The organism is Paenibacillus sp. CFBP13512 (genome assembly GCF_005233705.1).
GTDB classification, from domain to species: Bacteria; Bacillota; Bacilli; order Paenibacillales; family Paenibacillaceae; genus Saccharibacillus; species Saccharibacillus nuruki.
This window is the reverse complement of sequence record NZ_QGAD01000008.1, coordinates 1-25,347: the sequence shown is the minus strand read 5'-3', so window position 1 is coordinate 25,347 and position 25,347 is coordinate 1. Positions and strand designations below refer to the sequence as shown.

25 protein-coding genes and 2 other annotated features are annotated in these 25,347 nt (G+C 40.2%); all 25 genes read left to right on the top strand.

The window, feature by feature from the left end:
- The first annotated feature begins 72 nt into the window (after positions 1-72).
- The 25 genes from hemB to pheA all read left to right on the top strand — a co-directional run bounded on the left by hemB (position 73) and on the right by pheA (position 25,092).
- Positions 73-1,077 carry a porphobilinogen synthase gene (gene hemB / locus PaeCFBP13512_RS12940; RefSeq protein WP_069325520.1) on the top strand — a complete coding sequence of 335 codons (1,005 nt, stop codon included), beginning with the start codon at positions 73-75 and terminating at the stop codon, positions 1,075-1,077.
- Positions 1,078-1,116: 39 nt separating this feature from the next.
- Complete coding sequence (gene hemL, locus PaeCFBP13512_RS12935; protein ID WP_137223564.1) at positions 1,117-2,424, top strand: glutamate-1-semialdehyde 2,1-aminomutase; 1,308 nt, start codon at positions 1,117-1,119, stop codon at positions 2,422-2,424.
- Entirely contained in the window at positions 2,421-3,377 is a 957-nt protein-coding gene (locus tag PaeCFBP13512_RS12930; protein WP_137223562.1) for an RluA family pseudouridine synthase, read from the top strand. Before hemL ends, PaeCFBP13512_RS12930 begins: the two co-directional genes overlap by 4 nt.
- 82 nt (positions 3,378-3,459) lie before the next feature.
- Positions 3,460-3,720: a binding site (T-box leader), on the top strand.
- A 62-nt stretch (positions 3,721-3,782) separates the two neighbouring features.
- Positions 3,783-6,452 (top strand): valine--tRNA ligase, encoded by a 2,670-nt coding sequence (locus tag PaeCFBP13512_RS12925; RefSeq protein WP_137223560.1) that lies wholly within the window; start codon positions 3,783-3,785, stop codon positions 6,450-6,452.
- Between the two features lie 10 nt (positions 6,453-6,462).
- Positions 6,463-7,839, top strand: coding sequence for a bifunctional folylpolyglutamate synthase/dihydrofolate synthase (locus PaeCFBP13512_RS12920; RefSeq protein ID WP_137223558.1), 1,377 nt, complete (start codon positions 6,463-6,465; stop codon positions 7,837-7,839).
- Positions 7,840-7,844: 5 nt separating this feature from the next.
- The gene (murC, locus tag PaeCFBP13512_RS12915; protein ID WP_137223556.1) at positions 7,845-9,230 is read left to right on the top strand and encodes a UDP-N-acetylmuramate--L-alanine ligase; all 1,386 of its coding nucleotides are present in this window, start codon (positions 7,845-7,847) and stop codon (positions 9,228-9,230) included.
- A 171-nt stretch (positions 9,231-9,401) separates the two neighbouring features.
- Positions 9,402-9,644: a DUF4321 domain-containing protein gene (locus tag PaeCFBP13512_RS12910; RefSeq protein ID WP_069325515.1), complete on the top strand. Its 243-nt coding sequence runs from the start codon at positions 9,402-9,404 to the stop codon at positions 9,642-9,644.
- Between the two features lie 40 nt (positions 9,645-9,684).
- Positions 9,685-10,287 (top strand): Maf family protein, encoded by a 603-nt coding sequence (locus tag PaeCFBP13512_RS12905; RefSeq protein WP_137223554.1) that lies wholly within the window; start codon positions 9,685-9,687, stop codon positions 10,285-10,287.
- 28 nt (positions 10,288-10,315) lie between these two features.
- Positions 10,316-11,005 (top strand): RadC family protein, encoded by a 690-nt coding sequence (radC, locus tag PaeCFBP13512_RS12900; protein ID WP_137223552.1) that lies wholly within the window; start codon positions 10,316-10,318, stop codon positions 11,003-11,005.
- Positions 11,006-11,045: 40 nt separating this feature from the next.
- A complete protein-coding gene (locus PaeCFBP13512_RS12895) occupies positions 11,046-12,080 on the top strand; it encodes a rod shape-determining protein (RefSeq protein WP_069325512.1) in 1,035 nt (344 codons plus the stop codon).
- A gap of 60 nt (positions 12,081-12,140) precedes the next feature.
- Positions 12,141-13,013: a rod shape-determining protein MreC gene (gene mreC, locus PaeCFBP13512_RS12890; protein WP_175425091.1), complete on the top strand. Its 873-nt coding sequence runs from the start codon at positions 12,141-12,143 to the stop codon at positions 13,011-13,013.
- A complete protein-coding gene (gene mreD, locus PaeCFBP13512_RS12885) occupies positions 13,013-13,543 on the top strand; it encodes a rod shape-determining protein MreD (protein ID WP_069325510.1) in 531 nt (176 codons plus the stop codon). Before mreC ends, mreD begins: the two co-directional genes overlap by 1 nt.
- A gap of 111 nt (positions 13,544-13,654) precedes the next feature.
- Positions 13,655-14,329 (top strand): septum site-determining protein MinC, encoded by a 675-nt coding sequence (gene minC / locus PaeCFBP13512_RS12880; protein WP_069325509.1) that lies wholly within the window; start codon positions 13,655-13,657, stop codon positions 14,327-14,329.
- Between the two features lie 3 nt (positions 14,330-14,332).
- A complete protein-coding gene (minD, locus tag PaeCFBP13512_RS12875) occupies positions 14,333-15,127 on the top strand; it encodes a septum site-determining protein MinD (protein ID WP_069325508.1) in 795 nt (264 codons plus the stop codon).
- 6 nt (positions 15,128-15,133) lie between these two features.
- Positions 15,134-16,279, top strand: a complete 1,146-nt coding sequence (locus tag PaeCFBP13512_RS12870) for an FtsW/RodA/SpoVE family cell cycle protein (RefSeq protein ID WP_137223550.1) — start codon at positions 15,134-15,136, stop codon at positions 16,277-16,279.
- Between the two features lie 147 nt (positions 16,280-16,426).
- Positions 16,427-17,674: an Rne/Rng family ribonuclease gene (locus PaeCFBP13512_RS12865; protein WP_137223548.1), complete on the top strand. Its 1,248-nt coding sequence runs from the start codon at positions 16,427-16,429 to the stop codon at positions 17,672-17,674.
- A gap of 56 nt (positions 17,675-17,730) precedes the next feature.
- Positions 17,731-17,815: a sequence feature (ribosomal protein L21 leader region), on the top strand.
- 14 nt (positions 17,816-17,829) lie between these two features.
- Positions 17,830-18,141, top strand: a complete 312-nt coding sequence (gene rplU, locus PaeCFBP13512_RS12860) for a 50S ribosomal protein L21 (protein WP_069325505.1) — start codon at positions 17,830-17,832, stop codon at positions 18,139-18,141.
- A gap of 13 nt (positions 18,142-18,154) precedes the next feature.
- Positions 18,155-18,490, top strand: coding sequence for a ribosomal-processing cysteine protease Prp (locus tag PaeCFBP13512_RS12855; protein ID WP_137223546.1), 336 nt, complete (start codon positions 18,155-18,157; stop codon positions 18,488-18,490).
- Positions 18,491-18,506: 16 nt separating this feature from the next.
- Positions 18,507-18,818 (top strand): 50S ribosomal protein L27, encoded by a 312-nt coding sequence (gene rpmA, locus PaeCFBP13512_RS12850; RefSeq protein ID WP_069325503.1) that lies wholly within the window; start codon positions 18,507-18,509, stop codon positions 18,816-18,818.
- 179 nt (positions 18,819-18,997) lie between these two features.
- The gene (locus tag PaeCFBP13512_RS12845) at positions 18,998-19,849 is read left to right on the top strand and encodes a Spo0B domain-containing protein (protein ID WP_241669371.1); all 852 of its coding nucleotides are present in this window, start codon (positions 18,998-19,000) and stop codon (positions 19,847-19,849) included.
- Between the two features lie 10 nt (positions 19,850-19,859).
- Positions 19,860-21,170: a GTPase ObgE gene (obgE, locus tag PaeCFBP13512_RS12840; RefSeq protein ID WP_069325501.1), complete on the top strand. Its 1,311-nt coding sequence runs from the start codon at positions 19,860-19,862 to the stop codon at positions 21,168-21,170.
- Positions 21,171-21,340: 170 nt separating this feature from the next.
- Complete coding sequence (locus tag PaeCFBP13512_RS12835; RefSeq protein ID WP_069325500.1) at positions 21,341-21,778, top strand: ACT domain-containing protein; 438 nt, start codon at positions 21,341-21,343, stop codon at positions 21,776-21,778.
- A gap of 111 nt (positions 21,779-21,889) precedes the next feature.
- Positions 21,890-23,179 (top strand): homoserine dehydrogenase, encoded by a 1,290-nt coding sequence (locus PaeCFBP13512_RS12830; protein ID WP_137223545.1) that lies wholly within the window; start codon positions 21,890-21,892, stop codon positions 23,177-23,179.
- Between the two features lie 42 nt (positions 23,180-23,221).
- Positions 23,222-24,217 carry a homoserine kinase gene (gene thrB, locus PaeCFBP13512_RS12825; RefSeq protein WP_069325498.1) on the top strand — a complete coding sequence of 332 codons (996 nt, stop codon included), beginning with the start codon at positions 23,222-23,224 and terminating at the stop codon, positions 24,215-24,217.
- On the top strand, positions 24,214-25,092 hold the full coding sequence (gene pheA / locus PaeCFBP13512_RS12820) for a prephenate dehydratase (protein WP_137223541.1): 879 nt from the start codon (positions 24,214-24,216) through the stop codon (positions 25,090-25,092). The genes thrB and pheA overlap by 4 nt, the downstream gene beginning before the upstream one ends.
- The last annotated feature ends 255 nt before the right edge of the window (positions 25,093-25,347 follow it).

The window sequence follows — 25,347 nt, the reverse complement described above, 5'->3', positions numbered from 1 at the left end:
TTTATTTATCTAGTCTAGCAAGAATGATAAGTACAAATAAGATATATACATTCAAGGAGGAATATCGTTATTATGAGCCAACCTTTTTCACGTCACCGTCGTCTTCGCAAAACGCCTGCTATTCGTAGCATGGTAAGAGAAACCATATTGCATAAAAGTGATTTTATTCAACCTGTTTTTGTTACGTATGGTACGAATGTAAAAGAAGAAATTTCGTCCATGCCTGGCGTATATAATTTTTCATTAGATACGATGCAAGCTGAAATTCAAGAAATAGTGGATTTGGGTATTCCAGCAGTATTAATATTTGCAGTCCCTGAAGTAAAAGATAGTGTAGGTACAGGTGCTTATGCTCAAGATGGTCTGGTACAACAAGCGACTCGTTGGATCAAAGCAAATTACCCGAACCTATTAGTGATTGCAGACACGTGTTTATGTGAATTTACAGATCATGGACATTGCGGTGTTGTGCATGCACATGAATGTGATGGTCATATTGAAGCAGAAGTGGATAACGATGAATCATTAGCATTGTTAGTAAAAACAGCAGTATCCCAAGCGGAAGCAGGCGCAGATATTATTGCTCCTTCCAATATGATGGATGGATTTGTGTATGCGATTCGTGAAGGCTTAGATGCAGCAGGATATAAAGATATTCCGATCATGTCGTATGCAGTTAAATATGCGTCAGCATTCTACGGTCCATTCCGTGAAGCTGCTCAATCGGCACCACAATTTGGTGATCGCAAATCATATCAAATGGACCCTGCTAATGTGCGTGAAGCACTGCGTGAAGCAGAAAGTGATGTTGCTGAAGGCGCAGATATGTTGATGGTCAAACCATCTCTTGCTTATATGGACGTATTGCGTGCAGTGCGTGAGAACTTTGATCTTCCTTTGGTTGCTTATAATGTAAGTGGTGAATATGCAATGGTCAAAGCCGCTGCACAAAACGGATGGATTAATGAACGCGGGATCGTAACTGAAATGATGCTTGGCTTCAAACGTGCAGGAGCAGATATGATTATTACTTATTTCTCCAAAGACGTTGTGCGCTGGTTACGTGAAGAACAATAATTCAGCTAAAAATAAATAAATTGATGGAGGTATTTGCTCATGGAATCTACTCATTCTGTTCGTCGTGATGAACGTTCACGAGAAGCTTTTGAAGAAGCAAAACAATATATTCCGGGAGGCGTAAATAGTCCTGTTCGTGCATTCAAAACAGTAGGATTGACTCCAATTTATGCAGAACGTGGTGAAGGTTCACGCCTATATGATATTGATGGTAATGTCTTTATTGATTATATCGGTTCTTGGGGACCCCTCATTATGGGGCATGCGCATCCTGATGTGGTACGTGCTCTACAAGAAACAGCGATCAAAGGAACAAGCTTTGGTGCACCGACTGAATTAGAAACGAAAATGGCGAAGCTTGTTGTAGAACGTGTTCCTTCTATGGATATTGTTCGTATGGTTAACTCGGGAACAGAAGCGACGATGAGTGTGATTCGTCTCGCTCGTGGCTATACCAAGCGTAACAAGATTTTGAAATTTGAAGGTTCATATCATGGTCATTCTGATAGTCTATTGATCAAAGCAGGTTCTGGTGTAGCGACATTAGGTTTGCCAGATAGTCCGGGTGTCCCTGAATCAGTAGCTACCAATACAATTACCGTTCCTTATAATGACCTTGAATCGTTGCGTTTGGCTTTTGAACGCTTTGGTGAAGAGATTGCTTGTATTATTGTAGAACCTGTTGCTGGTAATATGGGTGTTGTTCCACCACAACCTGGATTTTTACAAGGATTACGTGATATTACAACTCAATATGGCAGTCTGCTTATTTTCGATGAAGTGATGACTGGTTTCCGTGTCGATCTGAATTGTGCACAAGGACGTTATGGTGTAACCCCAGACTTAACATGTCTAGGTAAAGTCATTGGTGGTGGCTTACCTGTAGGTGCGTACGGTGGTAAACGTGAGATTATGGAGCAAGTTGCCCCAACAGGACCTATTTATCAAGCAGGAACATTAAGCGGTAATCCATTAGCGATGGCAGCAGGGTATACAACATTGAGTCTGTTAACACCAGCAGTCTATGAGCGTTTAGAAAATATCTCTGCTCGTTTGCAAGCAGGTTTTGAAAAGAATGCGGCTGAGTTTGGTATTCCGTTGACTGTTAATCGTGTAGGTTCGATGGTTTGTCCATTCTTTACAGCAGGACCGGTTACTGATTATGAGTCTGCCAAAGCAAGTGATATGGATATGTTCAAGCGTTACTTTGGAGCCATGTTAGATCGTGGAATCAGTGTAGCTCCATCTCCATTTGAAGGTATGTTTGTATCGGGTGTTCACAGTGACGAAGATATTGAACAGACGATAGCAGCTCATTATGAAGTGATGAAGTCTTTGCAATCATGATCAATGCATCTAATGCTGTATCTGATCACAAGTCACCTTCTATTCTTGCTGAATGTTCGATAAGAGATGGAGAATGGTTAGAAATCACACCGCATAATGATCTTCTACAAGCAGAAGGCAATGCCAGACATAAAGCAGTTATGCAGTGGTTAGAAGAAGTGTCGGTTCCAGTTAAATTAATCGGCAGACTTCATTCCAAAGGTGAAGTGAAAATAGACGGAGCCCATATCCGGCTTCGCCTATTTCAACCGATGGATTATGGATTTGATCCTCGGCCGCATGATCGTGTCAAAGTACTGTATGAAGATGATTATGTTCTGGTGATGCATAAGCCAGCTGGCATGAATGTTCATCCGTCTGAAGCTTCTGACCCAACGATTACTTTAGCACATGCCGTCGCAGATCATTATCAACAAACGGATCAGAAGTGTGCTGTTCGTCATGTCCATCGTTTAGATGAAGATACAACAGGACCTGTATTATATGCTAAAAATGAATTTGCTTTATCGAAGTTAGATGAGCAGATGCGATCTAAAACGATTGATCGTAAATATATCGCGATTGTGCAAGGCAAAGTAAGTGATGGATTAACGGTGATTGATCAACCAATCGGTAAAGATCGCCATCACAAACAGCGCCGCCGTGTTTCTCCTACAGGGCAAGAAGCGATCACTCATGTTGAGAAAATATATGGTTCAGCTCGAGCTAGTCTTGTTCGTTTAACCTTAGAAACAGGACGAACCCATCAGATTCGTGTGCATATGAGTGATGCTGGACATACGTTGATAGGTGATGTCCTTTATGGAGGCAGTCAGGAATTTTACCGACAGGCGCTTCATGGAGAACAGTTGACCTTTGAACACCCATTTACAGAGCAAACGATGACTGTAAATGATCCATTACCTGAAGATATGACCGAATTAGTCGATCAATTAGGTATACCTCGTCCTTAAGTCAGCTCTATGACAGGTTTTTTATTGACTTTGACAGTAGCAACAGGTATGATTTGGAGTAAATATTGATTTATTCATGATCTCAATAACCTTGAACGGGAATAGTAGACAATATCGTCCTCAAGAGAGTAGAACTGCTGCGCTGAAAGGTTCTATAGGATACGGTATATCGAAGTCGCCTGGGAGTTGTTTATTTGAATATAAAGTGGAGGATTATTCTAACACTATATATAGAATAGACCGGTAGCAGCCGTTATCTGCCTCGGAGTGTCGTTCATGGGCTTTTTTATACATGGGCGAAACAAAGGTGGTACCGCGAGAGCTAAGTCCTTTCGTCCTTTGAGACGAAGGGCTTTTTTTATTGAGAATTTTAGCAAAATGACTACAAATATGGGGGTATTTACTATGGCAGATACGAATGAGAATCAAGCAACAACTTCAATGCCGACCACGTATGATCCTAAATCGGCAGAACGTAAATGGTATGATTATTGGATGGAAAATGACTTTTTCAAAGCAGGGCAACGTCCTGATGCTAAGCCGTACACCATTGTTATTCCACCTCCTAACGTAACAGGTATGCTTCATATTGGACATGCTCTGGATTTTACATTACAAGATATTATGACACGTACCAAACGTATGCAGGGCTTCGATGCACTCTGGCTTCCTGGAGCAGACCATGCAGGGATAGCGACACAGACCAAAGTGGAGCAGAATCTACGTGCAGAAGGTATCACTCGTCATGATTTAGGTCGTGAGAAATTTGTAGAAAAAGTATGGGAATGGAAAGATAAATACGCAGCTAACATTCATGAGCAATGGGCGAAAATGGGCTTTTCTCTCGATTATTCACGTGAACGTTTTACATTGGATGAAGGTTTGTCCAAAGCCGTTCGTGAAGTATTTGTAAAGTTGTACAATAAAGGTCTCATTTATCGTGGAAAATACATTATTAACTGGGACCCTGAAGCACGTACAGCTCTATCCGATATCGAAGTAGAATACAAAGAAGTGAACGGACACCTTTATCATTTACAATATCCACTTCAAGATGGTAGTGGACATATTGTTGTAGCAACGACTCGTCCAGAGACAATGCTTGGTGATACAGCTGTAGCAGTTCATCCCAAAGACGAACGTTACAAAGATATGATTGGCAAAATGATAGTCTTGCCAATTACCGGACGTGAAATTCCGATTATTGCTGATGATTATGTTGACCGTGAATTTGGTAGTGGTGCTGTAAAAATTACACCTGCCCATGATCCGAATGACTTCGAAATGGGACATCGTCATGATTTGCCTCAGATCGTAGTAATGGATGAGACAGGCACCATGAATGAAAATGCAGCTCAATATGAAGGCTTAGATCGTAGCGATTGCCGCAAACAAATCGTTAAAGATTTGGAAGCAGCAGGCGTATTGATTAAGATTGAAGATCATGTACACCAAGTAGGACATAGTGAGCGTACAGGTGCTGTTGTAGAACCGTATTTGTCTACTCAATGGTTCGTTAAAATGAAACCACTTGCTGATGTTGCGATTCAAGCGCAAAAACAAGGTGAAGGGGTCAACTTTGTACCGGATCGTTTTGAAAAAACATATTTGAACTGGATCGAAAATGTACGTGACTGGTGTATCTCCCGTCAATTATGGTGGGGACATCGTATTCCAGCATGGCATTGTGATGAAACAGGCGAGATTATCGTAGCTACAGAAGACCCAAGCCATTTGCCTGAACATGCAGGTAAAACATTACGTCAAGACGAAGATGTATTGGATACTTGGTTTAGCTCTGCTTTATGGCCTTTCTCTACATTGGGATGGCCGGATGAAACCGAAGATTTGAAACGTTATTATCCGACAGATTTATTGGTAACTGGATACGATATCATTTACTTCTGGGTATCACGTATGATCTTTACAGCACTTGAATTTACAGATCAAATTCCATTCAAAGATGTATTGATGCATGGTCTAGTACGTGCAGCTGATGGACAGAAAATGTCCAAGTCATTGGGTAATGGTATTGATCCACTTGAAGTGATTGAACAGTACGGTACAGACGCGATGCGGTATATGCTTTCAACAAGCAGTACACCGGGACAAGATTTACGTTTCCGTCTCGAACGTGTAGAACAAGCACGTAACTTTGCAAATAAAATCTGGAATGCTTCCCGTTTTGTATTGATGAATATGGAAGGTTTCCGTTATGAAGATATTGACTTGAGTGGCGAACTGAGTACAGCAGATCGCTGGATTTTACATCGTATGAACGAGACTGCACGTGATATTACACGTCTAATCGATTCTTATGAATTTGGTGAAACCGGTCGCTTATTATACAACTTTATCTGGGATGATCTATGTGACTGGTATATCGAGATTGCTAAGTTGTCCTTGTATGGTGAAGATGCAGTAGCGAAGAAAACAACGCAATCGGTATTGGCTTATGTATTGGATCGTACATTGCGTATGATTCATCCATTTATGCCATTTATTTCAGAAGATATCTGGCAACATTTGCCGCATGAAGGCAACACAATTACACTTGCGGCTTGGCCTGAATTTGATCCTGCTTTGGAAAATGCAACCGCACAAGAAGAAATGAACCTGTTGATGGATCTGATCCGTGCTGTTCGTAATATCCGTGCAGAAGTAAATGTACCGATGAGCAAAAAAATAGAATTGATGGTTAAAGCCAAAGATCAAAAAACACTCGATATTATCCAGTCTAACGAAGGATATATTCGTCGTTTCAGCAATACTTCTGAGTACCAGTCGGGTCTTGATCTCGCTGCACCAGACAAAGCGATGACAGCGATCATTACAGGAGCAGAATTGTATTTACCACTTGCAGGATTGCTAGATATTGGTCAAGAAATCGCTCGTTTGGAAAAAGAAGTGGCTACACTGACTTCTGAAGTAGAACGTGTTGACAAAAAGCTAGCTAATCAAGGATTTGTAGCCAAAGCACCTGCTAAAGTGATCGAAGAAGAACGTGCTAAACAAGCAGATTATTCGGAAAAACGTGAAAAAGTTCTTGCCCGTATTGAAGAGTTGAAAGGGTAAGGTGAAGAAGATGGAACATGGAACATCGGAGGGGCAACAAGCCCCTTTTCACACCTATGAACAAGCGGTGGAATGGATTAATGGTCTAATTCCTTTTGGTATTCGTCCGGGATTATCTCGTATTGAAGGACTTATGGAATTATTGAATAATCCTCATCGTAAGCTTAAATTTGTACATGTTGCAGGAACGAATGGTAAAGGAAGCACTTGTGCCTTTTTGACAAGTGTTTTATTGGAGTGCGGTTATGATGTAGGTACATTTACATCACCTTATATCACCAAATTCACAAATCGTTTTCAATATAACGGTGTAGATATTCCGGAAGAGACGTTATGCCGTCTAGCTAATCGTTTGTATCCTTTAGTGGAGCAAATGGCGACAACAGATCTAGGATCACCAACGATGTTTGAAGTCTCAACTGCGCTTGCGATTTTATATTATGCAGAAGAGTGTTATCCCGATGTTGTTATCTGGGAGACAGGTCTTGGCGGGCGATTAGATGTTACCAATATCGTACATCCTATACTGTCAGTCATTACGAACGTAGGCTATGACCATACAGATATTCTAGGAGATACCTTAGAGCAGATTGCTAGTGAAAAAGCAGGCATTATTAAACCAGGTGTTCCCGTAGTCAGCAGTGTCGATCAGCCAGAAGTCATTGAAGTGCTACGTGCTAAAGCGGGAGCTTGTAAATCTACGCTTTACCTCGTTGGTGATCAATACACAGCAGAGCGTATATCTGGTGATGAAGAAGAGCAAGTTTTCCGTTATAAAGGTCTTTTCCGTGAGTTAGATATTACGATTTCGATGCAAGGAGAGCATCAATGTGCTAATGCAGGTGTAGCGATGATGGCGCTGGAAATACTGCGTCAATATTCTGCTTTTGTATTAGATGATGAGCGATTGCTCGAGGGATTTAAGCATACGTTCTGGGCAGGACGGTTAGAGAAAATGCCGGGTGAGCCAACGATTGTTTTAGATGGAGCGCATAATCCTGAAGGGGCTGCTATGCTTGTCAAAAGTGTACCGCAGACGTATCATTACAAGAAGCTTCATATGCTTGTAGGAATGTTAGAAAACAAGCACCATGAGCCTGTATTTAGACATCTGTTATCTATTGCAGATACAATTATTTTGACAGAACCTGATTTTCGACGCAAAATGGATGCAGATCAATTAGCAACATTAGTGGCGAAATTACAACAAGAAATGAACAGAACAGAAGTCAATGTTATAGTGGAGCGTGACTGGCGGCAAGGTATTCAGTTGCTTCAATCACGAACAGAACGGGAAGATCTAGGGGTCGTAACCGGAACACTGTATTTAATTTCGGATGTAAGAGCGACTCTTTTGCATCAAACCGATTCTGAAAAGGGCTGGTGAGTCAGATGAATAAGACAGAACATGTACATTTTATCGGGATTGGTGGGTACGGTATGAGTGCCATCGCCCGTGTTATGCTAGAAATGGGATATAAAGTAACAGGCTCCGATATGGCAATGAGCGCGCTAGCAGCAAAATTGCAACAAAAAGGAGCAATGATTCATATAGGTCATGCAACAGAGCAAGTTCATGGTGCAGAGCTAGTTGTTTATTCTACAGCTCTATCTGATGATAATGCTGAATGGGTAGAGGCGAAGCGTCTAAATATTCCAGTTATCCATCGTTCTGAAATGTTAGCAAGATTGCTGAATGAACGTAAAGGGGTAGCTGTAGCTGGTGCTCATGGTAAAACAACTACTTCTTCGATGATTGCTCTGGTGATGGAAGAATGTGGTACAGATCCAACGTATATTATCGGTGGTGAAATTGTTAATTTAGGTACGAATGCCAAAGCAGGTAAAGGTGATTATGTCGTTGCTGAAGCCGACGAAAGCGATGGAACGTTTTTGCAATATCATCCTGCAATTGCGGTAGTAACGAATATTGAAGCTGATCACCTTGAAAATTATGATGGAGACTTTGCGAACCTTAAAGCGGCTTATGTGCAATTTTTGAGTCAATTGCAACCGGGTGGTAAAGCTATCGTCTGTGGCGATGATGAGAATATTCGTGAGATTATACCTAATATTCAAGGCACAACAATTACGTATGGTGTAGAAGCGAACAACGATTACACAGCGACCGATATTCAGCCGGGTGATCGCAAAATCTCGTTTACGATGCAATATCAAGGATCAGATCTAGGTAAGATTGAATTGTCTGTTCCGGGACTGCATAATGTATATAATGCGATGGGAACTGTAATCGCCTGTTTAGAAGCGGGAATTTCATTTACAGCGATTGCAGCAGCAATCGTTCATTTCCATGGTGCCAAACGTCGTTTCCAAGTCGTTGGTGATGCGAATGATATTCTAATCGTAGATGATTATGCACATCATCCTACAGAGATCGAAGCAACAATTGTAGCGGCTCAAGCTACAGGCAAACGTGTTATTGCTGTTTTTCAACCTCAACGTTATTCACGTACCTTCTTTTTACTGGATGCATTTAGTCGTGCATTTACAGGAGCCGATGAAGTGATTATTGCTGATATTTATTCACCAGCAGGGGAAAAGCAGATTGAAGGAATTAACTCTGCGCGTCTTGTAGAATTAATTAAGCAAAACAGTAATGCTGGAGCACGCTATATTGCGCAAAAAGAAGATATTATTGCAGACTTATCTACTCGTATTCAACCCGGCGATCTTGTGATCACAATGGGTGCAGGCGATATATGGAAAGTCGCAGAAGCACTGGCTACTGATTTACAAGCTACGGAGAAAATAGAGTAATTTGATCAAAAAGGCTGTCTCCGGACAGTCTTTTTAACTGGAATCATAACAAAAAGTTTGCGAAATGAAGGCGATAAGTTACAAAAAATTGTTACTTTCATTTTTGTTTGTATTGATGTAGGAATACACGTATAATGATGAAGTGTCAAATTAAAGGCAGGAGAAATAAGAATGAAAAAGAATGCAGGTATGCTTATTTTATTTTTATTGCTAGGCTGGTTTATTGGCACATGGGTGGCCACTTTACTTGAACCTGTAGCGATGGTATCTTTTCTAACTCGATCGACAACGATCGATTGGGAGCCGAGCGCTAATTTAGACATGATTCGTTATCATCTCGATATTCATTTTAAAGTGAGTTTACTTAGTTTGATCGGTATTGTTGCTAGTATTTGGGCATATCGCAAACTATAAAGATTAAATCTGACTTTTAAAAAAAGGAGAGGACCTTTCGATGAACAGAGAATCTACACGTCGCCTGATTTTGGCGTCCGCTTCTCCAAGGAGAAAGGAATTAATGACCTCTTTACAACTGGAATTTGAAGTGTTACCCAGTGATACAGATGAATCGGTACCTGAACACTGGTCACCAGAACAAATGGTCAAAGAGCTCGCACTGCGCAAAGCAGTTGCTGTCCAACATAATCATACAGCCCAAGTAACTAATGCTGTCATTATAGGAAGCGATACAATCGTTGTTTTGGATGAACGTGTATTTGGTAAGCCACGTGATGATAATGAAGCTGTAGAGATGTTAGATGCTCTACAAGGAAGAAGTCATTATGTATACACAGGTGTGGCTTGTATCGATACGTTTACAGGTGTAATTCGTGTGGAATACCGGCGAACTCTTGTACATATGAAGCCACTCACCCCTTCCAAAATTCAATCATACGTACTTAGCGGTGAACCTGCTGACAAAGCGGGGGCTTATGCTATTCAAGGTCTAGGTTCTGTGTTGATCGATAAAATAGAAGGCTGTTACTTTACAGTCGTCGGATTGCCTGTATCACTTTTGAGCGATATGTTGGAACAATTTGGTGTGCAGATTATTTGAATCTGTCGTGGAGAAGAGGAACATATTAATGGAGGCGCCACAGTACCTTTTACGTGATGTTCCGCAGGAAGAAAGACCCCGGGAACGGATGATGAATTACGGTGCAGAGGCGCTTAGTCATGCAGAATTACTAGCGATTCTACTACGCACTGGCACCAAAGATGAATCGGTAGTTCATTTGGCAAATCGCATTATGCGTCAAGTAGGCAGCATAAGGCAACTGGTTGATCTAAGCATCGAAGAATTAACAGAGATCAAAGGAATCGGCACAGCCAAAGCGATTCAGATCAAAGCAGGCATTGAACTAGGCAGACGTATCACTCGTACAGGCAAAGAAGAAGTCAAAGCTATTCGTAGCCCTCGTGATGCAGCTGATTTACTGATTGAACAATTACGTTATCTTCAAAAAGAACATTTTGTATGTCTGTTTCTGAACACGAAAAATCATATTATCTCCCAAGAAACACTGTCGATGGGTAGTTTAAATGCGTCTATTGTACATCCGCGCGAAGTTTTTCGAGCGGCGATCAAATGTAGTAGTGCATCTGTTATTTTTGCACACAATCATCCAAGTGGTGATCCTACACCAAGCCCGGAAGATGTAGCATTAACCAAAAGGCTTGTAGAAGCAGGCAAAATTATCGGAATTGAAGTGCTGGATCACCTTGTGATTGGTGATATGAAATTCGTAAGTTTGAAGGAACAGGGCTTAATGTAATATAATAGTCGAGATTTAGGAAGAAAGGGAGTTAATAGTTATGTTGGGTGGCTTTTCAAAAGATTTAGGGATCGATTTAGGTACAGCAAACACGTTGGTATATGTAAGAGGTAAAGGTATTGTCGTTAGAGAACCGTCTGTTGTTGCGATTCGTACAGATACGAATACAATCGAAGCAGTAGGAGAATCAGCAAAAAAAATGATCGGTCGTACACCGGGAAATATCCGTGCGATTCGTCCGATGAAAGATGGCGTTATTGCTGATTTTGATACAACAGCTACGATGATTAAATATTTTATTCGTCAAGCGCAAAAACAACGTTCGATGTTCCCACAACATCCAAACGTTATGGTATGTGTACCCTCAGGTATTACAGCTGTTGAACAACGTGCAGTCGAAGATGCTACCAAGCAAGCTGGTGCGCGTGAAGCTTATACAATCGAAGAGCCTTTTGCAGCTGCAATTGGTGCTGATCTTCCAGTATGGGAACCTACAGGTAGTATGGTTGTTGATATCGGTGGCGGTACAACAGAAGTCGCTGTTATTTCTCTTGGTGGTATTGTAACAAGTCGTTCCGTGCGTGTTGCTGGTGATGAGATGGATGAGTCAATTATTCAGTACATCAAACGTCAGTACAACTTGATGATTGGTGAGCGCACATCAGAACAATTGAAAATGGAAGTGGGTTCTGCAACTCCATTTGAAAAAGTAGAAACGATGGAAATTCGTGGTCGTGACCTTGTGAGTGGTCTACCAAAAACATTAACAATCACTTCAGATGAAATTGCTGAAGCCTTGTCTGATACGGTAGCTGCTATTGTAGAAGCTGTAAAAGTAACGTTGGAGAAATGTCCTCCAGAACTTGCAGCAGATATTATGGATCGCGGTATTGTGTTAACAGGTGGCGGAGCATTACTTCGTAATCTGGATAAATTGCTTGCGGGTGAAACAGGTATGCCTGTTATTGTTGCTGAGAATCCTTTGGATTGCGTAGCAATTGGTACAGGAAAAGCATTGGAAAATATCCACCTGTTCAAATCACGCAGCAGTTCATCGCTTCGTTCAAAACGCTAATTTTCGGCCAGGTATGGTCAACCCCTACTAGGGAAAGAAAAACCGTTAATTAAGAGGGTGTTGAAACTGTTTAAGCTGCTGGGTAACAAGAAACTGTTTATCCTGCTTGTAGGACTCATTTTATTTATCGCTTTAATGGGATTTACGTTGACGAATCGTACATCTTTGTCCTGGCCTGAGAAATTCGTCCGTGATACTGTTGGTTTTGTTCAAGGTGTGTTTTACAAGCCCGCTTCTTACATGGCGGGCTTGTTTGAAGATATCGGCAACTTGAACAATTTGTATGAAGAAAACCAAGAGTTGAAGCTGACGGCTGCGCAGTACTTACTGCAACAAGCTAATTACAACAAATTAGTACAGGCCAATAAGCGGTATAAAGAAGATCTTAAATTTACACAACAGCAACTTGCTCAAAACCAATTCGATCTTCGTATTGCAAATGTAACCAGTGTGGATACAGATGCAGATACAGGAACAATTGTGATTGATCTGGGGCAAAATGATGGCGTACGTAAAGATATGCCGGTTATTTCCACAGAAGGTATGGTTGGAATCATTAGTGAGACAAGTCCGTTCCATTCAACAGTGAAGTTGTTAACGACACTTGATCCACTCGATTCGAACTCCAAAGCAATTGCTGCCACTGTAGTAGGTAAAGAAAATGAATCTTTCGGCATGATAGAAAGCTATGATAAAGCAACAGGTATGCTTACAATGACACAAATTAAAGAAAATGATCCGCTCAAAAAAGGCGATGAGATTGTTTCGTCGGGTAGTGGTGGATTATTTCCAAGTGGCATGATCATTGGTAAAGTCGTTAGTCGTCAAGTTGGTGATTTTGGATTGACCAATACAGCTACAATTCAACCAGCGGCAGATTTTAAAGACTGGAAAGAAGTATTTGTAGTGTACACCAAGGAGACTCAGGAATAATGGTACGTCGTATCGTATTGTTGCTGTTGTTATTTCTAGTATTTATCTGTGAATCAACCATCGTGCCATGGCTGATTCCAGATGTATTGCATACTAGATTGATTCCGCATTTAGCGTATATTTTGATATTATTTGTTGCTGTTTATTATCATCGTCATACAGCACTTGTGCTTGGATTGGTGTTTGGATTATTGCATGATGTTGTATTTTATGGCGATATGATTGGTGCGTATTCGTTCTCTATGGGACTGTCTGCGTATGTATTAGGACTGTTGTTCCAATCTCCTCGAGCACCTTATCCTTTAATGATGACAGTGGTATTAATCGGTAGCTTGTTACTGGATAATATGTTGTATGGACTTTATTTGGTCTTTGGTTTGACGAGAGAACCTTACAGTTGGGCATTAGGACATTATATGTTCCCTAATTTGCTGCTTCATTTTATATTTGCTTTACTGGTGTTTGTTCCTGTTCGTCGCCAACTAGAGAAAGTAGCCAAGTTGCGTAAACGGAATGCCGAAGATGAGTAAAAGTATAATATTCCCACATGCAGAGACATTCAGTTCCTGCTTAATTTGCGGATGGAGCAGGAAAATCCCGCGACTAGCACGAACTGATAGTAAGGTGGGGGTGACAGATGAATGGCTGTAAAATCATCAAGATATGTAACCATCAAAGGGATCAAAGATGGATTGGTTTTTCAATTTGATGATCAATGTGAATTTAATGACCTTGTCACAGAGCTGACGTATAAGCTGGAACATAGTCATCAAAATATTTTAACAGGCCCGCTAGTTCATATTGATATGAAATTAGGGAACCGCGAAATTACAGATGAAGAAAAAGATACATTGCTAGATATACTTAGTCAAAAAGGAAATCTGATTGTTCGTTCATTTGATTCTCCGTATGAAGAACCTGTAGAAGCACCTTTACCAGAAAAGCATATGGTCAAAACGATCAGTGGTATGATCCGTTCGGGTCAGGTACTTCATCATGAAGGCACTGTTTTGTTTCTAGGTGATGTGAATGCAGGCGGTACGATTATCAGTACAGGTGATATCTATATTTTGGGAGCACTTCGTGGAATGGCTCATGCTGGAATAGATGGCAATGAGCAAGCAGTCATTGCTGCTTCTTTTTTCTCACCTACCCAGATTCGGATCGCAGATATGATTAGTCGTCCACCGGATGAAGGTGAAAGCCGAGAATCTCATATGGAATTTGCTTACTTACAGGACGGAATTATGAAGATTGATAAAATGGCTAATATTGCCCGGCTTGGTCGGGATTTCAATGTGTTCAAAGGGGTGTAGTACATGGGAGAGGCTATTGTCGTCACTTCAGGCAAAGGCGGAGTTGGAAAGACAACCACTACTGCTAATATAGGTACCGCGCTCGCGCTTCTTGGTAAAAAAGTCTGTCTGGTGGATACAGATATTGGTCTACGTAATTTGGATGTTGTAATGGGACTTGAAAACCGTATTATTTATGATCTATGTGATGTAGCAGATGGTCGTTGTCGTCTGAATCAAGCATTAGTTAAAGATAAACGTTTTGATGAGTTGTATATGCTTCCAGCAGCGCAGACAAAAGATAAAAATTCGGTATCACCTGAACAAGTCAAAGAAATTATTTTGGAACTCAAAAAAGACTTTGACTATGTATTGATTGATTGCCCGGCAGGTATAGAGCAAGGATTCAAAAATGCGATTGCAGGTGCAGATCAAGCGATCGTTATGACCACACCTGAAAATGCTTCTGTTCGAGATGCAGATCGAGTCATTGGATTACTTGAAAATTCACATATTACAGCTCCAAAATTAGTTGTCAATCGTATTCGTCAGAGTATGGTGAAATCAGGAGATATGCTGGATATTGATGAAGTATTGCAAGTGCTCAATATCGATCTTCTAGGGGTAGTACCTGATGATGAAATGGTGATTAAAGCTGCCAATTCAGGTGAACCTACTGTGATGAATCCTGATTCCAAAGCAGCGATTGCTTATCGTAATATTGCTCGTCGTATTCTAGGAGACACAGTTCCTTTGATGCCACTGGATCAAAAGAAAAGTGCATTTACTCGCTTTAAGAAGTTTTTTGGAATGGGTTGATCGATTTTGCTTAACAAGCTAAAAAAGCTAGACTTGGGTATTATTACTTTACTCGTAATTTTTATGGTGTTTAGCACGTTGATCGTGCGCAGTGCAATTGCCCCTGATCCCAAATTTCAGGGCTATGATACGCGGACGATCATTTTCTATGTCATCGGGTTCGTAGTTTTATTTGCAGTCAGTATATTTGATTATCGAATTTTATTACGCAAACACTGGTATTTATATGGATTAGGCTTACTTTCCTTATTGTTATTATATCCTTTTGGATCTGAGATTAATGGTGCCAAAAGTTGGTATGCTTTTCCAGGAGGTTTACAATTCCAACCTGCTGAAATGGTAAAAATTGTTCTGATTTTGACTATGGCTCATATGCTGAGTAAAAGAGATGGAGATCCTCTTCGTTTTCGTTCTGATCTAATACCAACGGCTTTTATTGCATTGGTACCTTTTCTGATTGTATTGGTTCAACCAGATTTAGGAAATGCTATTATCTATCTGATTATTCTGGTAGGTATGTTGTGGATCGGAAATACCAAGTATACACATGTATTGATTGGTTTAACGACAATTGTAGGTGGATTGATATTGGTTGTCGTGATGTTTACTACATTTAATACTCAGATTCATGATTATTTAGAAAGTCATAGTAAATTACATTGGTACCAGCGTATCAATACGTTTATAGATCCTGCTCAAGCTTCTGACGATGATAAGCATCAATCAAGTTATGCATTGATCGCTGTAGGATCGGGTGGATTGCTAGGCGATGGATATATGAACGGACAATTGAAAAACAATAAATTTGTGCCATATCCGTATTCAGATTCTATCTTTGTCGTTATTGGAGAAGAGTTTGGATTTATCGGAGCGTCTGTATTACTACTTCTATACTTTTTACTGATTTATAGGATGATTTTAATCGCTTTGCAGTGTTACGATCGGCGAGGTTCGTATATTATTATCGGAATTGTCAGCATGTTCGTATTTCAGATTTTTGAAAATGTGGGTATGATGATTGGTCTGATGCCAATTACAGGAATCACGTTGCCATTTATTAGTTATGGTGGTACGTCACTACTGCTGAATATGTTCAGTATAGGACTTGTACTGAGTATTAAGATTTATCAAGAAAAATACGAATTGGAATAGCCGGTGCCGGAAGGTACCGGTTTTTTGCGAATACAATAGTAATCATGAAACATTTTACTTACAGATTGCGTCTAGAAATCAAGGGAATCTATAAGGTTCGTTAGAATAATGAGTAGCCTTGATGGAGAGATAGAGGTGGAACATAGAATGAAGCAAATGATCGTAAACTGTGGTGTCAAAGATACACGCATGGTACTGCTTGATAATAATAAATTAGTAGAATTTGCTTCAGAACAATCATCCGGTAGCGGAATAGCTGGAAGTTTTTATAAAGGGAAAGTAATGAATGTTCTACCGGGTATGCAAGCTGCATTCGTAGATATTGGTCAGAAAAAGAATGCTTTTCTATATATTGATGATGTTCTGCATGCGCATTTAGATAAACAACCCAAAGTGAAGCCGAGCATTGCTGATTTATTAAAGCCCGGTCAAGAAATCTTAGTGCAAGTGACCAAAGAACCTTATGCTAATAAAGGGGCACGTATTACAACGCATTATTCTTTACCAGGACGATGGATTGTATATATGCCTGAAGCTGACTATATCGCTGTATCCAAAAAGATTAGCACAGATGGAGAGCGAGCAAGATTACGTCAATTGGGTTCTCATTTAAAGCAAGGCGAAGAAGGGCTTATTTTACGCACAGTTGCTGAAGAAGAAAATGATGAAGCAATTACCAATGACCTTAATATGTTAAGACAGCACTGGCAACGTATTCGTGAATCTTTTGCACAGAAGTCAGCTCCGGCAGAGTTGCACCGTGATTTAGGTATGGTAGAACGATTAATTCGTGATGTATTTAATCCATTGCAAGATCAGTTAATCATTGATAACCAAGAACGGGCGACATCGGCTATTACCTTTCTTCAAACGTTACTGCCTGCGAATGTTGATCCACCTGTATCTATTCATACGGAAAAAGAACCGATATTTCATGCGATGAATATACATGAGCAATTGCATCGAGATTTTCAACGTAAAGTATGGCTGCAAAGTGGTGGCTACATTGTATGGGATCAGACAGAAGCTTTTACTGTGATTGATGTCAATACAGGCAAATTTACTGGTGGTGTCACCCTTGAAGATACTGTGACTCAGACGAATCTTCAAGCCGCTTCTGAAATTGCCCGATTGCTTCGTTTGCGGGATACAGGTGGAATCATTATTATTGATTTTATAGATATGGATAAAGAAACGAATCGTCGATCCGTAGTGGAGGCGCTGGAAATCATTTTACAAAGAGATCGAACCAAAACACATATTGTAGGATGGACACGATTAGGTCTTCTAGAATTGACTCGTAAAAAGGTTCGTGAAGAAACAGGTGGCTTTTCCTATGAGACGTGTACAGTATGTCAAGGAACCGGTAAAATAGCATCTTGGATAAAAGATTGATTTCTTAAAATGGCTGTGATAGAATAATCAAGTATGTGTCTGGGTAATAAGTTTTTCACATGCTGTAACCGCTCCGATGGGGTACAAGTTCATATGTTGTATAACGTATGACACCTACATTAGGCGAGTCTGAGACATGAGGAGGTGCAATTCAAATGTACGCAATTATCGAAACAGGTGGTAAACAATACAAAGTTCAAGAGGGCGACGTATTGTTCATTGAGAAGTTGGACGCTAATGATGGCGACAGCGTAACTTTCGACCGTGTTCTAGCAGTATCTAAAGAAGATGGTTTGGTAACTGGTTTACCGTTGGTAGAAGGTGCTTCTGTAACAGCGACTGTCGAGAAACACGGCAGAGGAGCTAAGGTTGTAGTTTACAAATACAAACCTAAGAAGAACTATCACGTGAAACAAGGTCATCGTCAACCATATACAAAAGTAACTATCGGAAAAATCCAGGCATAAGAAGGTGCGGTAATTGATTATCGTACGTATCGAACGTAGACCAGATGGTACAATTGATGGTTTTTCATCCCGAGGACATGCCGGCTATGCCGATCCTGGTGAAGATATTGTCTGTGCTGCTGTTTCCGCCATTACAATCGGAACAGTGAACTCAGTTGAAGCTTTAACAGGAGTAATCATGAAATCAAGAATGAAAGACGGATTTCTAAGTGCGCGTTTACCGAAGCTTTCGGAAAATGCAAATGTCGAAAAGATTCAACTGTTACTCGAATCTATGCAGGTTATTCTTATTGGAATTGAAGATGAATATGATAAGTATATAAAAATAAAGCAAGTCACAATCTCGTAAGAAGGAGGTAGACCACATGTTAAAAATTAATTTGCAGTTATTCGCATCGAAAAAAGGTGTAGGTTCCACAAAAAACGGACGTGATTCTCACTCCAAACGTTTGGGAGCAAAACGTGCTGATGGACAATTCGTAACTGGTGGTAATATTTTGTTCCGTCAACGCGGTACAAAAATTCACCCAGGAACAAATGTAGGCATCGGTAAAGACGATACACTATTTGCAAAAGTGGACGGCGTTGTTAAATTCGAACGTTGGGGCCGCGACCGTAAAAAAGTGAGCGTCTACCCGGTTGACGTTGCACCAGTAGCAGCAGCAATCGAAAATTAATCATAAACCTGATAGGTTAGATTAGATAAGCCTCCGGTACTTGATGTGCCGGGGGCTTATTATATTTGCATATAAGTTGGACGTTAACGTAATTTTTAGTATAATAATGTCATAAAATTCTGCGCAATATGTTATACTTGTTCTTGGTTAAAAAGCCATTGAAAGAATGGAGAGAGACCATGAAGCAATCCAATCAAGTACCCACGTTGTTACTTATTTCTATTATCATCCCATTAATTATTGCTTATTGGACGCAATCTTGGATTGCTTATATCGTGCTCGGCGTATGGATTGTTGCTGTGTATGCCAAAGGTGTACAGTATACACGTCATTTTTATGAGAAGCGTGAGCAAGTGCAACTCGGAGAATACCATAATGGACAATCTAAAATGGCTGTAAAAAAGAAACAGTATCAAGCAGAACATCAAAAACAGCGTGCAGAAATTGATCAAGCGTATACACAATTGGATGAAGTCTATGCAGTAGCAGTTGATGCTCTAAGTCATCATCGGCATGATTGGATGAACGAACTTCAATTATTGTATGGTTATGTTCAATTAGGCAAGCGTGATAAGCAAGTAGAATGTGTAGAACGAATTAAAGAGCAAATGCTAGCAGAGAGTCGCGTTTCCAAACTGGGTATCCATTCCCTTGTTTTTTATTTACAATCTTTTAAAGCAGTGAACCGTTCGATTCAATTAGAAGTCGAATTAAGTGACGGAATCACGCTTGCAGATCGATTGGGAACGGAACAGAGTGAGGAATTGACCCGAGTCATCAAAGAGACGGTCTCTGCGTATGAGCAATTTGGTGGATCGTCCTGGGGTGAGTGCCCCACACTATTTCTGATGGTTAGCGAATATGAAGGAGCAGTTCATTTTATATTTGAACCGGAAGAAGAGTATCCTAATCCCGATGGAGCATGGGAAGCTGTGAACTTGATCATTCAAGATACAGGAATTACAGCAACTCGAACGGAAGAAGATCCGGCCTCCATTTCCCTGCAAGTGTTAGTGGATTCTAAAAATTAGAGGTGTAATCATGTTTGTAGATAAAGCGAAGATTTATGTAAAAGGCGGTGACGGTGGAGATGGTATTATCTCTTTCCGTCGTGAAAAATATGTGCCTAACGGCGGACCTGCGGGTGGCGACGGTGGACGTGGCGGAGATGTTATTTTCCGTGTAGACGAAGGTTTACGGACATTAATGGATTTCCGGTACCAACGTCACTTTAAAGGTGAACGTGGCGTTAAAGGTCGTAACAAAAGTCAGCATGGTGCGAATGCAGAACATACCGTTGTTCGTATCCCTCCAGGCACAGTGATTGTGAATGATGATAATGGCGAAGTGATCGCTGATTTGACTCGTCATGGTCAAGAGATCGTTATTGCTAAAGGTGGACGTGGTGGACGTGGTAATGTGCGTTTTGCCACGGCTGCAAATACAGCTCCTCAGATTGCTGAAAATGGGGAAGAAGGACAAGAACGTTATATCGTCCTTGAACTGAAAGTGATGGCTGATGTTGGGCTAGTAGGATTCCCGAGTGTAGGTAAATCGACTCTTCTATCGGTAGTATCTGCTGCTCAACCCAAGATCGGTGCATACCATTTTACAACAATTACGCCTAACTTGGGTGTAGTTGATGTAGGAGATGGACGTAGTTTTGTTATGGCTGATTTACCTGGATTGATCGAAGGGGCACATGAAGGCATAGGGCTAGGACATGAGTTCTTGCGTCATGTTGAACGTACCCGCGTGATTATTCATGTGGTGGATATGTCCGGTTCAGAAGGACGCGATCCTTTTGACGACTGGCAGAAAATTAATGAAGAACTAAAACTATACAATGCAGAGCTAGAACATCGTTTACAAATTATTGCTGCAAATAAAATGGACGATCCACAAGCTCAAGAAAACTTAGAAGAGTTTTCTAAAAAAGTACGTGAAGTTCGTTCAGATATTGAAATTCTTCCTATTTCTGCACTGACTCGTGATGGCATTCAAGAGATGCTTTACAAAACAGTCGATATGTTGGATAAATTGCCAGATGCGGTGGCTGTAGAAGAAGTAGAACAGATTGCTGAACGTAAAGTGTATACTTTAGAAAAGAAAGAAGACGATGGCTTTATTATTCGTCGCGAGAACGATACTTTTGTTGTGGAAAGTACTAAGATTGAGAACATGATGAAACGGATGCAGTTGAACTCTCATGATTCTATTCTCAAATTAGGACGCACACTTCGTCATATGGGTGTCGATAGTGAACTACGTAAACGTGGAGCTAAAGATGGTACGCTTGTACGTATTGGCGAACTTGAATTTGAATTTGTTGAAGGTAGTAGCTACTTCTAAGCACATTCTATATCAAAATAAAAAGACCGAACATAGATCATGATGTTCGGTCTTTTTGCTGTTCAGAATATAGTCAAAATCTTCTTTTTTAGCAATATAGTTGCCTAACACCAAAGGTTACTTTATAATGTCCACTATACGAATACATGAGTCTTTGAGGAGAGGACGTTGTGAAAGAACGCTATTATTTAGTACGGGAAGATATTTTACCTGAAGCAGTGATCAAAACGATGCGTGTGAAAGAGTTACTTGCTGCTGGAGAAACACGGACAATTAATGAAGCTGTTGAAAAAGTAGGTTTAAGCCGGAGTGCTTTTTATAAATACAAAGATGGAATTCATCCGCTTAACCGTTTGGAAAAAGATCAGATTATTACGATCTCATTTGATTTAGAACATCGTTCAGGTATTTTATCACATGTGCTTGGTCTGATGGCTGAGTATGGTGGAAATGTTTTGACGATTCATCAAAGTATTCCTCTTCAAGGTCGAGCGAATGTAGTATTGTCTGTAGAGATATCTCGTTTAACTGAAGATTTAGAGACGATGGTTGAAGCAATGGAAAATGTATCAGGTGTCAAACAAATTCGTATTACCGGTCAAGGATAATCTTATTAGTGAATACACTTTAATCTAAAAGCAATATAGGATAAGCTACAATAAAATAAATATCCTATACTCAAAGCTTGCTAATGAATAGTTCCAGGAGGGAAACAACATATGAAATCAGTAAAAGTAGGATTGCTTGGGCTCGGTACAGTAGGTACAGGAGTAGTACGTATCGTAGAAGGAAATCAAGAAGATTTGAGCAGTCAGGTTGGATCTCCTATTATGATCAGTAAAGTAGCTGTGAAAAATATAGATAAGCTACGTAATATTGAAATCGATTCGTCCAAGCTTACTGAAGATCCGTGGGAAGTTATTCGTGATCCTGAGATTGATGTGATTGTAGAAGTCATGGGTGGTATTGAACAGACCAAAGAATATATATTAGAAGCACTCAATCTAGGTAAACATATTGTTACTGCTAATAAAGATTTAATGGCGCTACATGGCTCAGAGATTTTAGCTAAAGCACAGGAAAAAGAGTGCGATGTTTTCTATGAAGCAAGTGTAGCAGGGGGCATTCCGATTATTCGTACATTGATCGAAGGATTCTCTTCAGATCGGATCCTTAAGATCATGGGTATTGTGAACGGAACAACCAATTATATTTTAACAAAAATGAGTCAAGAAGGTGCTTCTTATGAAGATGTTCTCAAAGAAGCTCAAGAATTAGGATATGCAGAATCGGATCCAACAGGCGATGTCGAAGGTTTGGATGCTGCTCGCAAAATGGCAATTCTCAGTACCCTGGGATTCCGTACAAATGTTGATTTAAGCGATGTAAGTGTTAAAGGGATTTCTTCTGTCACCAAAGACGATATTAGCTATGCTAAAAATCTAGGTTATGAAATGAAGCTAATTGGTATTGCAGAGCGTCAAGATGAGCATATTACAATCAGTGTACAGCCAACTATGATCAAGCAGTCTCATCCAATCGCTTCTGTAAATGGTGTCTTTAATGCTGTAGTGGTACATGGTGAATCTGTAGGGGAAACAATGTTCTATGGTGCAGGTGCAGGAGAATTACCAACAGCAACCTCGATTGTAGCTGATCTGATCGCTGTGATCAAAAATCTTAAACTAGGTGTAAACGGGCTTAAAGCGATTGTTCCTTATAAGACGAAGAAGATACAAAGCGATGAGCAAATCTTTTACAAAAACTTTATCTTACTTCATGTCGATGACAAAGCAGGGGTATTGGCTCGAATCACACAGATTTTTGCAGAGTACGATGTGAGTCTAGCTTCTGTAGTTCAACAACCGAATGAGCATAACCCGGATGCAGAGATCATTATTATCACTCATAAAGCAAGCAAAGCGAATATGGATAAAGTACTTAAACATTTTGAACAGTTGGATGTTATTCAACGAATCAAAAGTGTATATCGCGTAGAAGATATTTAATTGACTACCGATCGTTGAATACATTTGAGTAAGGAGTCATTTATGATGATAGAGCAAGATCAACAAGAACAATGGCACAACCATACCGTTCGTATAGCTGTACCCGCCAGCACTGCTAATTTGGGCCCTGGATTTGATACTTTAGGAATGGCAGTTAATCTGTACTCTTGGATCGAAATGAAAGTAGCTACAGAAACCAAGATCACACTATTAGGTGATGAACTTTACGGTATTCCTACAGACAAAACCAATTTGATCTACAAAATGGCACAATTGGTTTTTCAAAAAGCACAAGTCACTATTCCAGATTTAGAAATTACAATGTATTCTGATATTCCACTTACCCGTGGATTAGGCAGTAGTGCGTCTGCTTTTGTAGGCGGGTTATGTGCAGCGAATGCATTAATCGGTTTCCCTTTAACAGATAAAGATATTTTAAATATATCGACTGCTATTGAGAAACATCCTGATAATGTGGCTGCTTCCTTATATGGAGGGATAGTCGTAGCAACATGGGATGGACAAGAAGCTAATTGTATTCAGATCACTCCACCAGAGGATTTAGAAACTTTAGTAGTCATCCCGGACTTTCAACTTTCGACTTCCAAAGCTCGTGAAGTTTTGCCTAGCCAATTATCTGTAGCTGATGCTATTTTTAACATCAGTCGTAGTTCATTATTAGTAGCTGCTTTATCACTAGGACAATTAGAAATGATCAAAACAGGGATGCAGGATCGACTTCATCAACCTTACCGTGCTTCTCTTGTACCCGGCATGCAACAGATTTTAGAGCAAGCCACAGAGCAAGGTGCATTAGGGATAGCACTGAGTGGAGCAGGGCCAACTATGATTGCTTTTGTAGACCGTCATTCACAACAAAAAGAACAATTGGAACATTATCTTGTAGATACAATGAAAGCTCAAGACATTACTGCACAGGCAATGTGGCTTAAGCCTGTCAAAGAAGGTGTCATATACTACGATGATACCGAATCTCATTCATTCATGGATGTAATCAAAGGAGAAGTACGTTTATGATTCGTATAGCTGCTTTACCATCTGGGTCTGTTTCACATGAAGCACTTCTTCATCTATTAGGCGATCAAGAAATTGAGATCACACATCATAAGCTAATAGCCGATGTATTTCTTTCAACAGCTGAAGGCAAAACAGATTATAGTGTGATCCCTATTGAAAATACAATTGAAGGTTCTGTAAGTCTGCATATGGATTGGCTTGTTCATGAAGTGGATATTCCAATGCAAGCAGAATGGGTGTATCCATCTATTCAAAATTTGATTGGTAATCGCTTGGAATTTGGCAATGAAAAGAACGAGCTTGATTACAGTGGAGTACAGAAAGTCTTATCACACCCTGTAGCAATGGCACAATGTCTTCATTTTATCCGAAAAGAAATGCCTAATGCAGAATTAGAACATGTAGGTAGTACAGCAGAAGCAGTAGAGATGGTTAGCAAAAATGCAGGTAAAGGTTGGACTGCAATTGGTACTTCTTTGGGAGCACTTCGATATAATCTTGATATACTAGCAGATCGAGTAACTGATCATGATAACAACTACACGCGATTTGTGTTGATTGGTCCTCAACCTATTCAGATCGCTCGAACAGAAGATCATACCAAAACCAGTATCTTAGTTACTTTATCTGAAGACTTTGCCGGCGCACTGCATCAAGTATTAGCAACGTTCTCCTGGAGAAAGCTCAATCTATCTCGTATCGAATCTCGTCCAACCAAAAAGAAGCTAGGGAGCTATTACTTCTATTTAGATGTATTGGCGCCTCAAGATTCGATTCTGCTAACCGCGGCACTGGAAGAGATCACAGCTTTGGGTTGTCAGGTAAGAATACTAGGTTCTTATCCTTGCTTTGAATACAATGTAGTATCCAAATAGCATGAAGTAATCATAAAGCAGTAGCATACCTTAAGGTATCGATTTAACCTTTAAGGTATGCTATTTTAACTTTTTGAAAATAAATCTAAAATAATGCTTGCTAAATAAATTCAGCCATGATATATTATAAAAGTTGTCACGAACGAACGACAACATCCACAAAATATCATATGAAAACAACTTAAAAAAACACTTCAAAAAAAGTGCTTGCCAAGTGGTTGGAAACATGATATGATATAAAAGTTGTCACCGAGA

Coding starts and splice junctions, on each gene's coding strand:
- mreD (WP_069325510.1), top strand. CDS start 13,013: ATGGTACGTCGTATCGTATTGTTGCTGTTGTTATTTCTAGTATTTATC.
- radC (WP_137223552.1), top strand. CDS start 10,316: ATGGAGGCGCCACAGTACCTTTTACGTGATGTTCCGCAGGAAGAAAGA.
- rpmA (WP_069325503.1), top strand. CDS start 18,507: ATGTTAAAAATTAATTTGCAGTTATTCGCATCGAAAAAAGGTGTAGGT.
- hemB (WP_069325520.1), top strand. CDS start 73: ATGAGCCAACCTTTTTCACGTCACCGTCGTCTTCGCAAAACGCCTGCT.
- PaeCFBP13512_RS12910 (WP_069325515.1), top strand. CDS start 9,402: ATGAAAAAGAATGCAGGTATGCTTATTTTATTTTTATTGCTAGGCTGG.
- PaeCFBP13512_RS12925 (WP_137223560.1), top strand. CDS start 3,783: ATGGCAGATACGAATGAGAATCAAGCAACAACTTCAATGCCGACCACG.
- PaeCFBP13512_RS12830 (WP_137223545.1), top strand. CDS start 21,890: ATGAAATCAGTAAAAGTAGGATTGCTTGGGCTCGGTACAGTAGGTACA.
- hemL (WP_137223564.1), top strand. CDS start 1,117: ATGGAATCTACTCATTCTGTTCGTCGTGATGAACGTTCACGAGAAGCT.
- rplU (WP_069325505.1), top strand. CDS start 17,830: ATGTACGCAATTATCGAAACAGGTGGTAAACAATACAAAGTTCAAGAG.
- minD (WP_069325508.1), top strand. CDS start 14,333: ATGGGAGAGGCTATTGTCGTCACTTCAGGCAAAGGCGGAGTTGGAAAG.
- pheA (WP_137223541.1), top strand. CDS start 24,214: ATGATTCGTATAGCTGCTTTACCATCTGGGTCTGTTTCACATGAAGCA.
- PaeCFBP13512_RS12905 (WP_137223554.1), top strand. CDS start 9,685: ATGAACAGAGAATCTACACGTCGCCTGATTTTGGCGTCCGCTTCTCCA.
- PaeCFBP13512_RS12865 (WP_137223548.1), top strand. CDS start 16,427: ATGAAGCAAATGATCGTAAACTGTGGTGTCAAAGATACACGCATGGTA.
- minC (WP_069325509.1), top strand. CDS start 13,655: ATGGCTGTAAAATCATCAAGATATGTAACCATCAAAGGGATCAAAGAT.
- murC (WP_137223556.1), top strand. CDS start 7,845: ATGAATAAGACAGAACATGTACATTTTATCGGGATTGGTGGGTACGGT.
- thrB (WP_069325498.1), top strand. CDS start 23,222: ATGATGATAGAGCAAGATCAACAAGAACAATGGCACAACCATACCGTT.
- PaeCFBP13512_RS12930 (WP_137223562.1), top strand. CDS start 2,421: ATGATCAATGCATCTAATGCTGTATCTGATCACAAGTCACCTTCTATT.
- PaeCFBP13512_RS12920 (WP_137223558.1), top strand. CDS start 6,463: ATGGAACATGGAACATCGGAGGGGCAACAAGCCCCTTTTCACACCTAT.
- PaeCFBP13512_RS12895 (WP_069325512.1), top strand. CDS start 11,046: ATGTTGGGTGGCTTTTCAAAAGATTTAGGGATCGATTTAGGTACAGCA.
- PaeCFBP13512_RS12845 (WP_241669371.1), top strand. CDS start 18,998: ATGAAGCAATCCAATCAAGTACCCACGTTGTTACTTATTTCTATTATC.
- obgE (WP_069325501.1), top strand. CDS start 19,860: ATGTTTGTAGATAAAGCGAAGATTTATGTAAAAGGCGGTGACGGTGGA.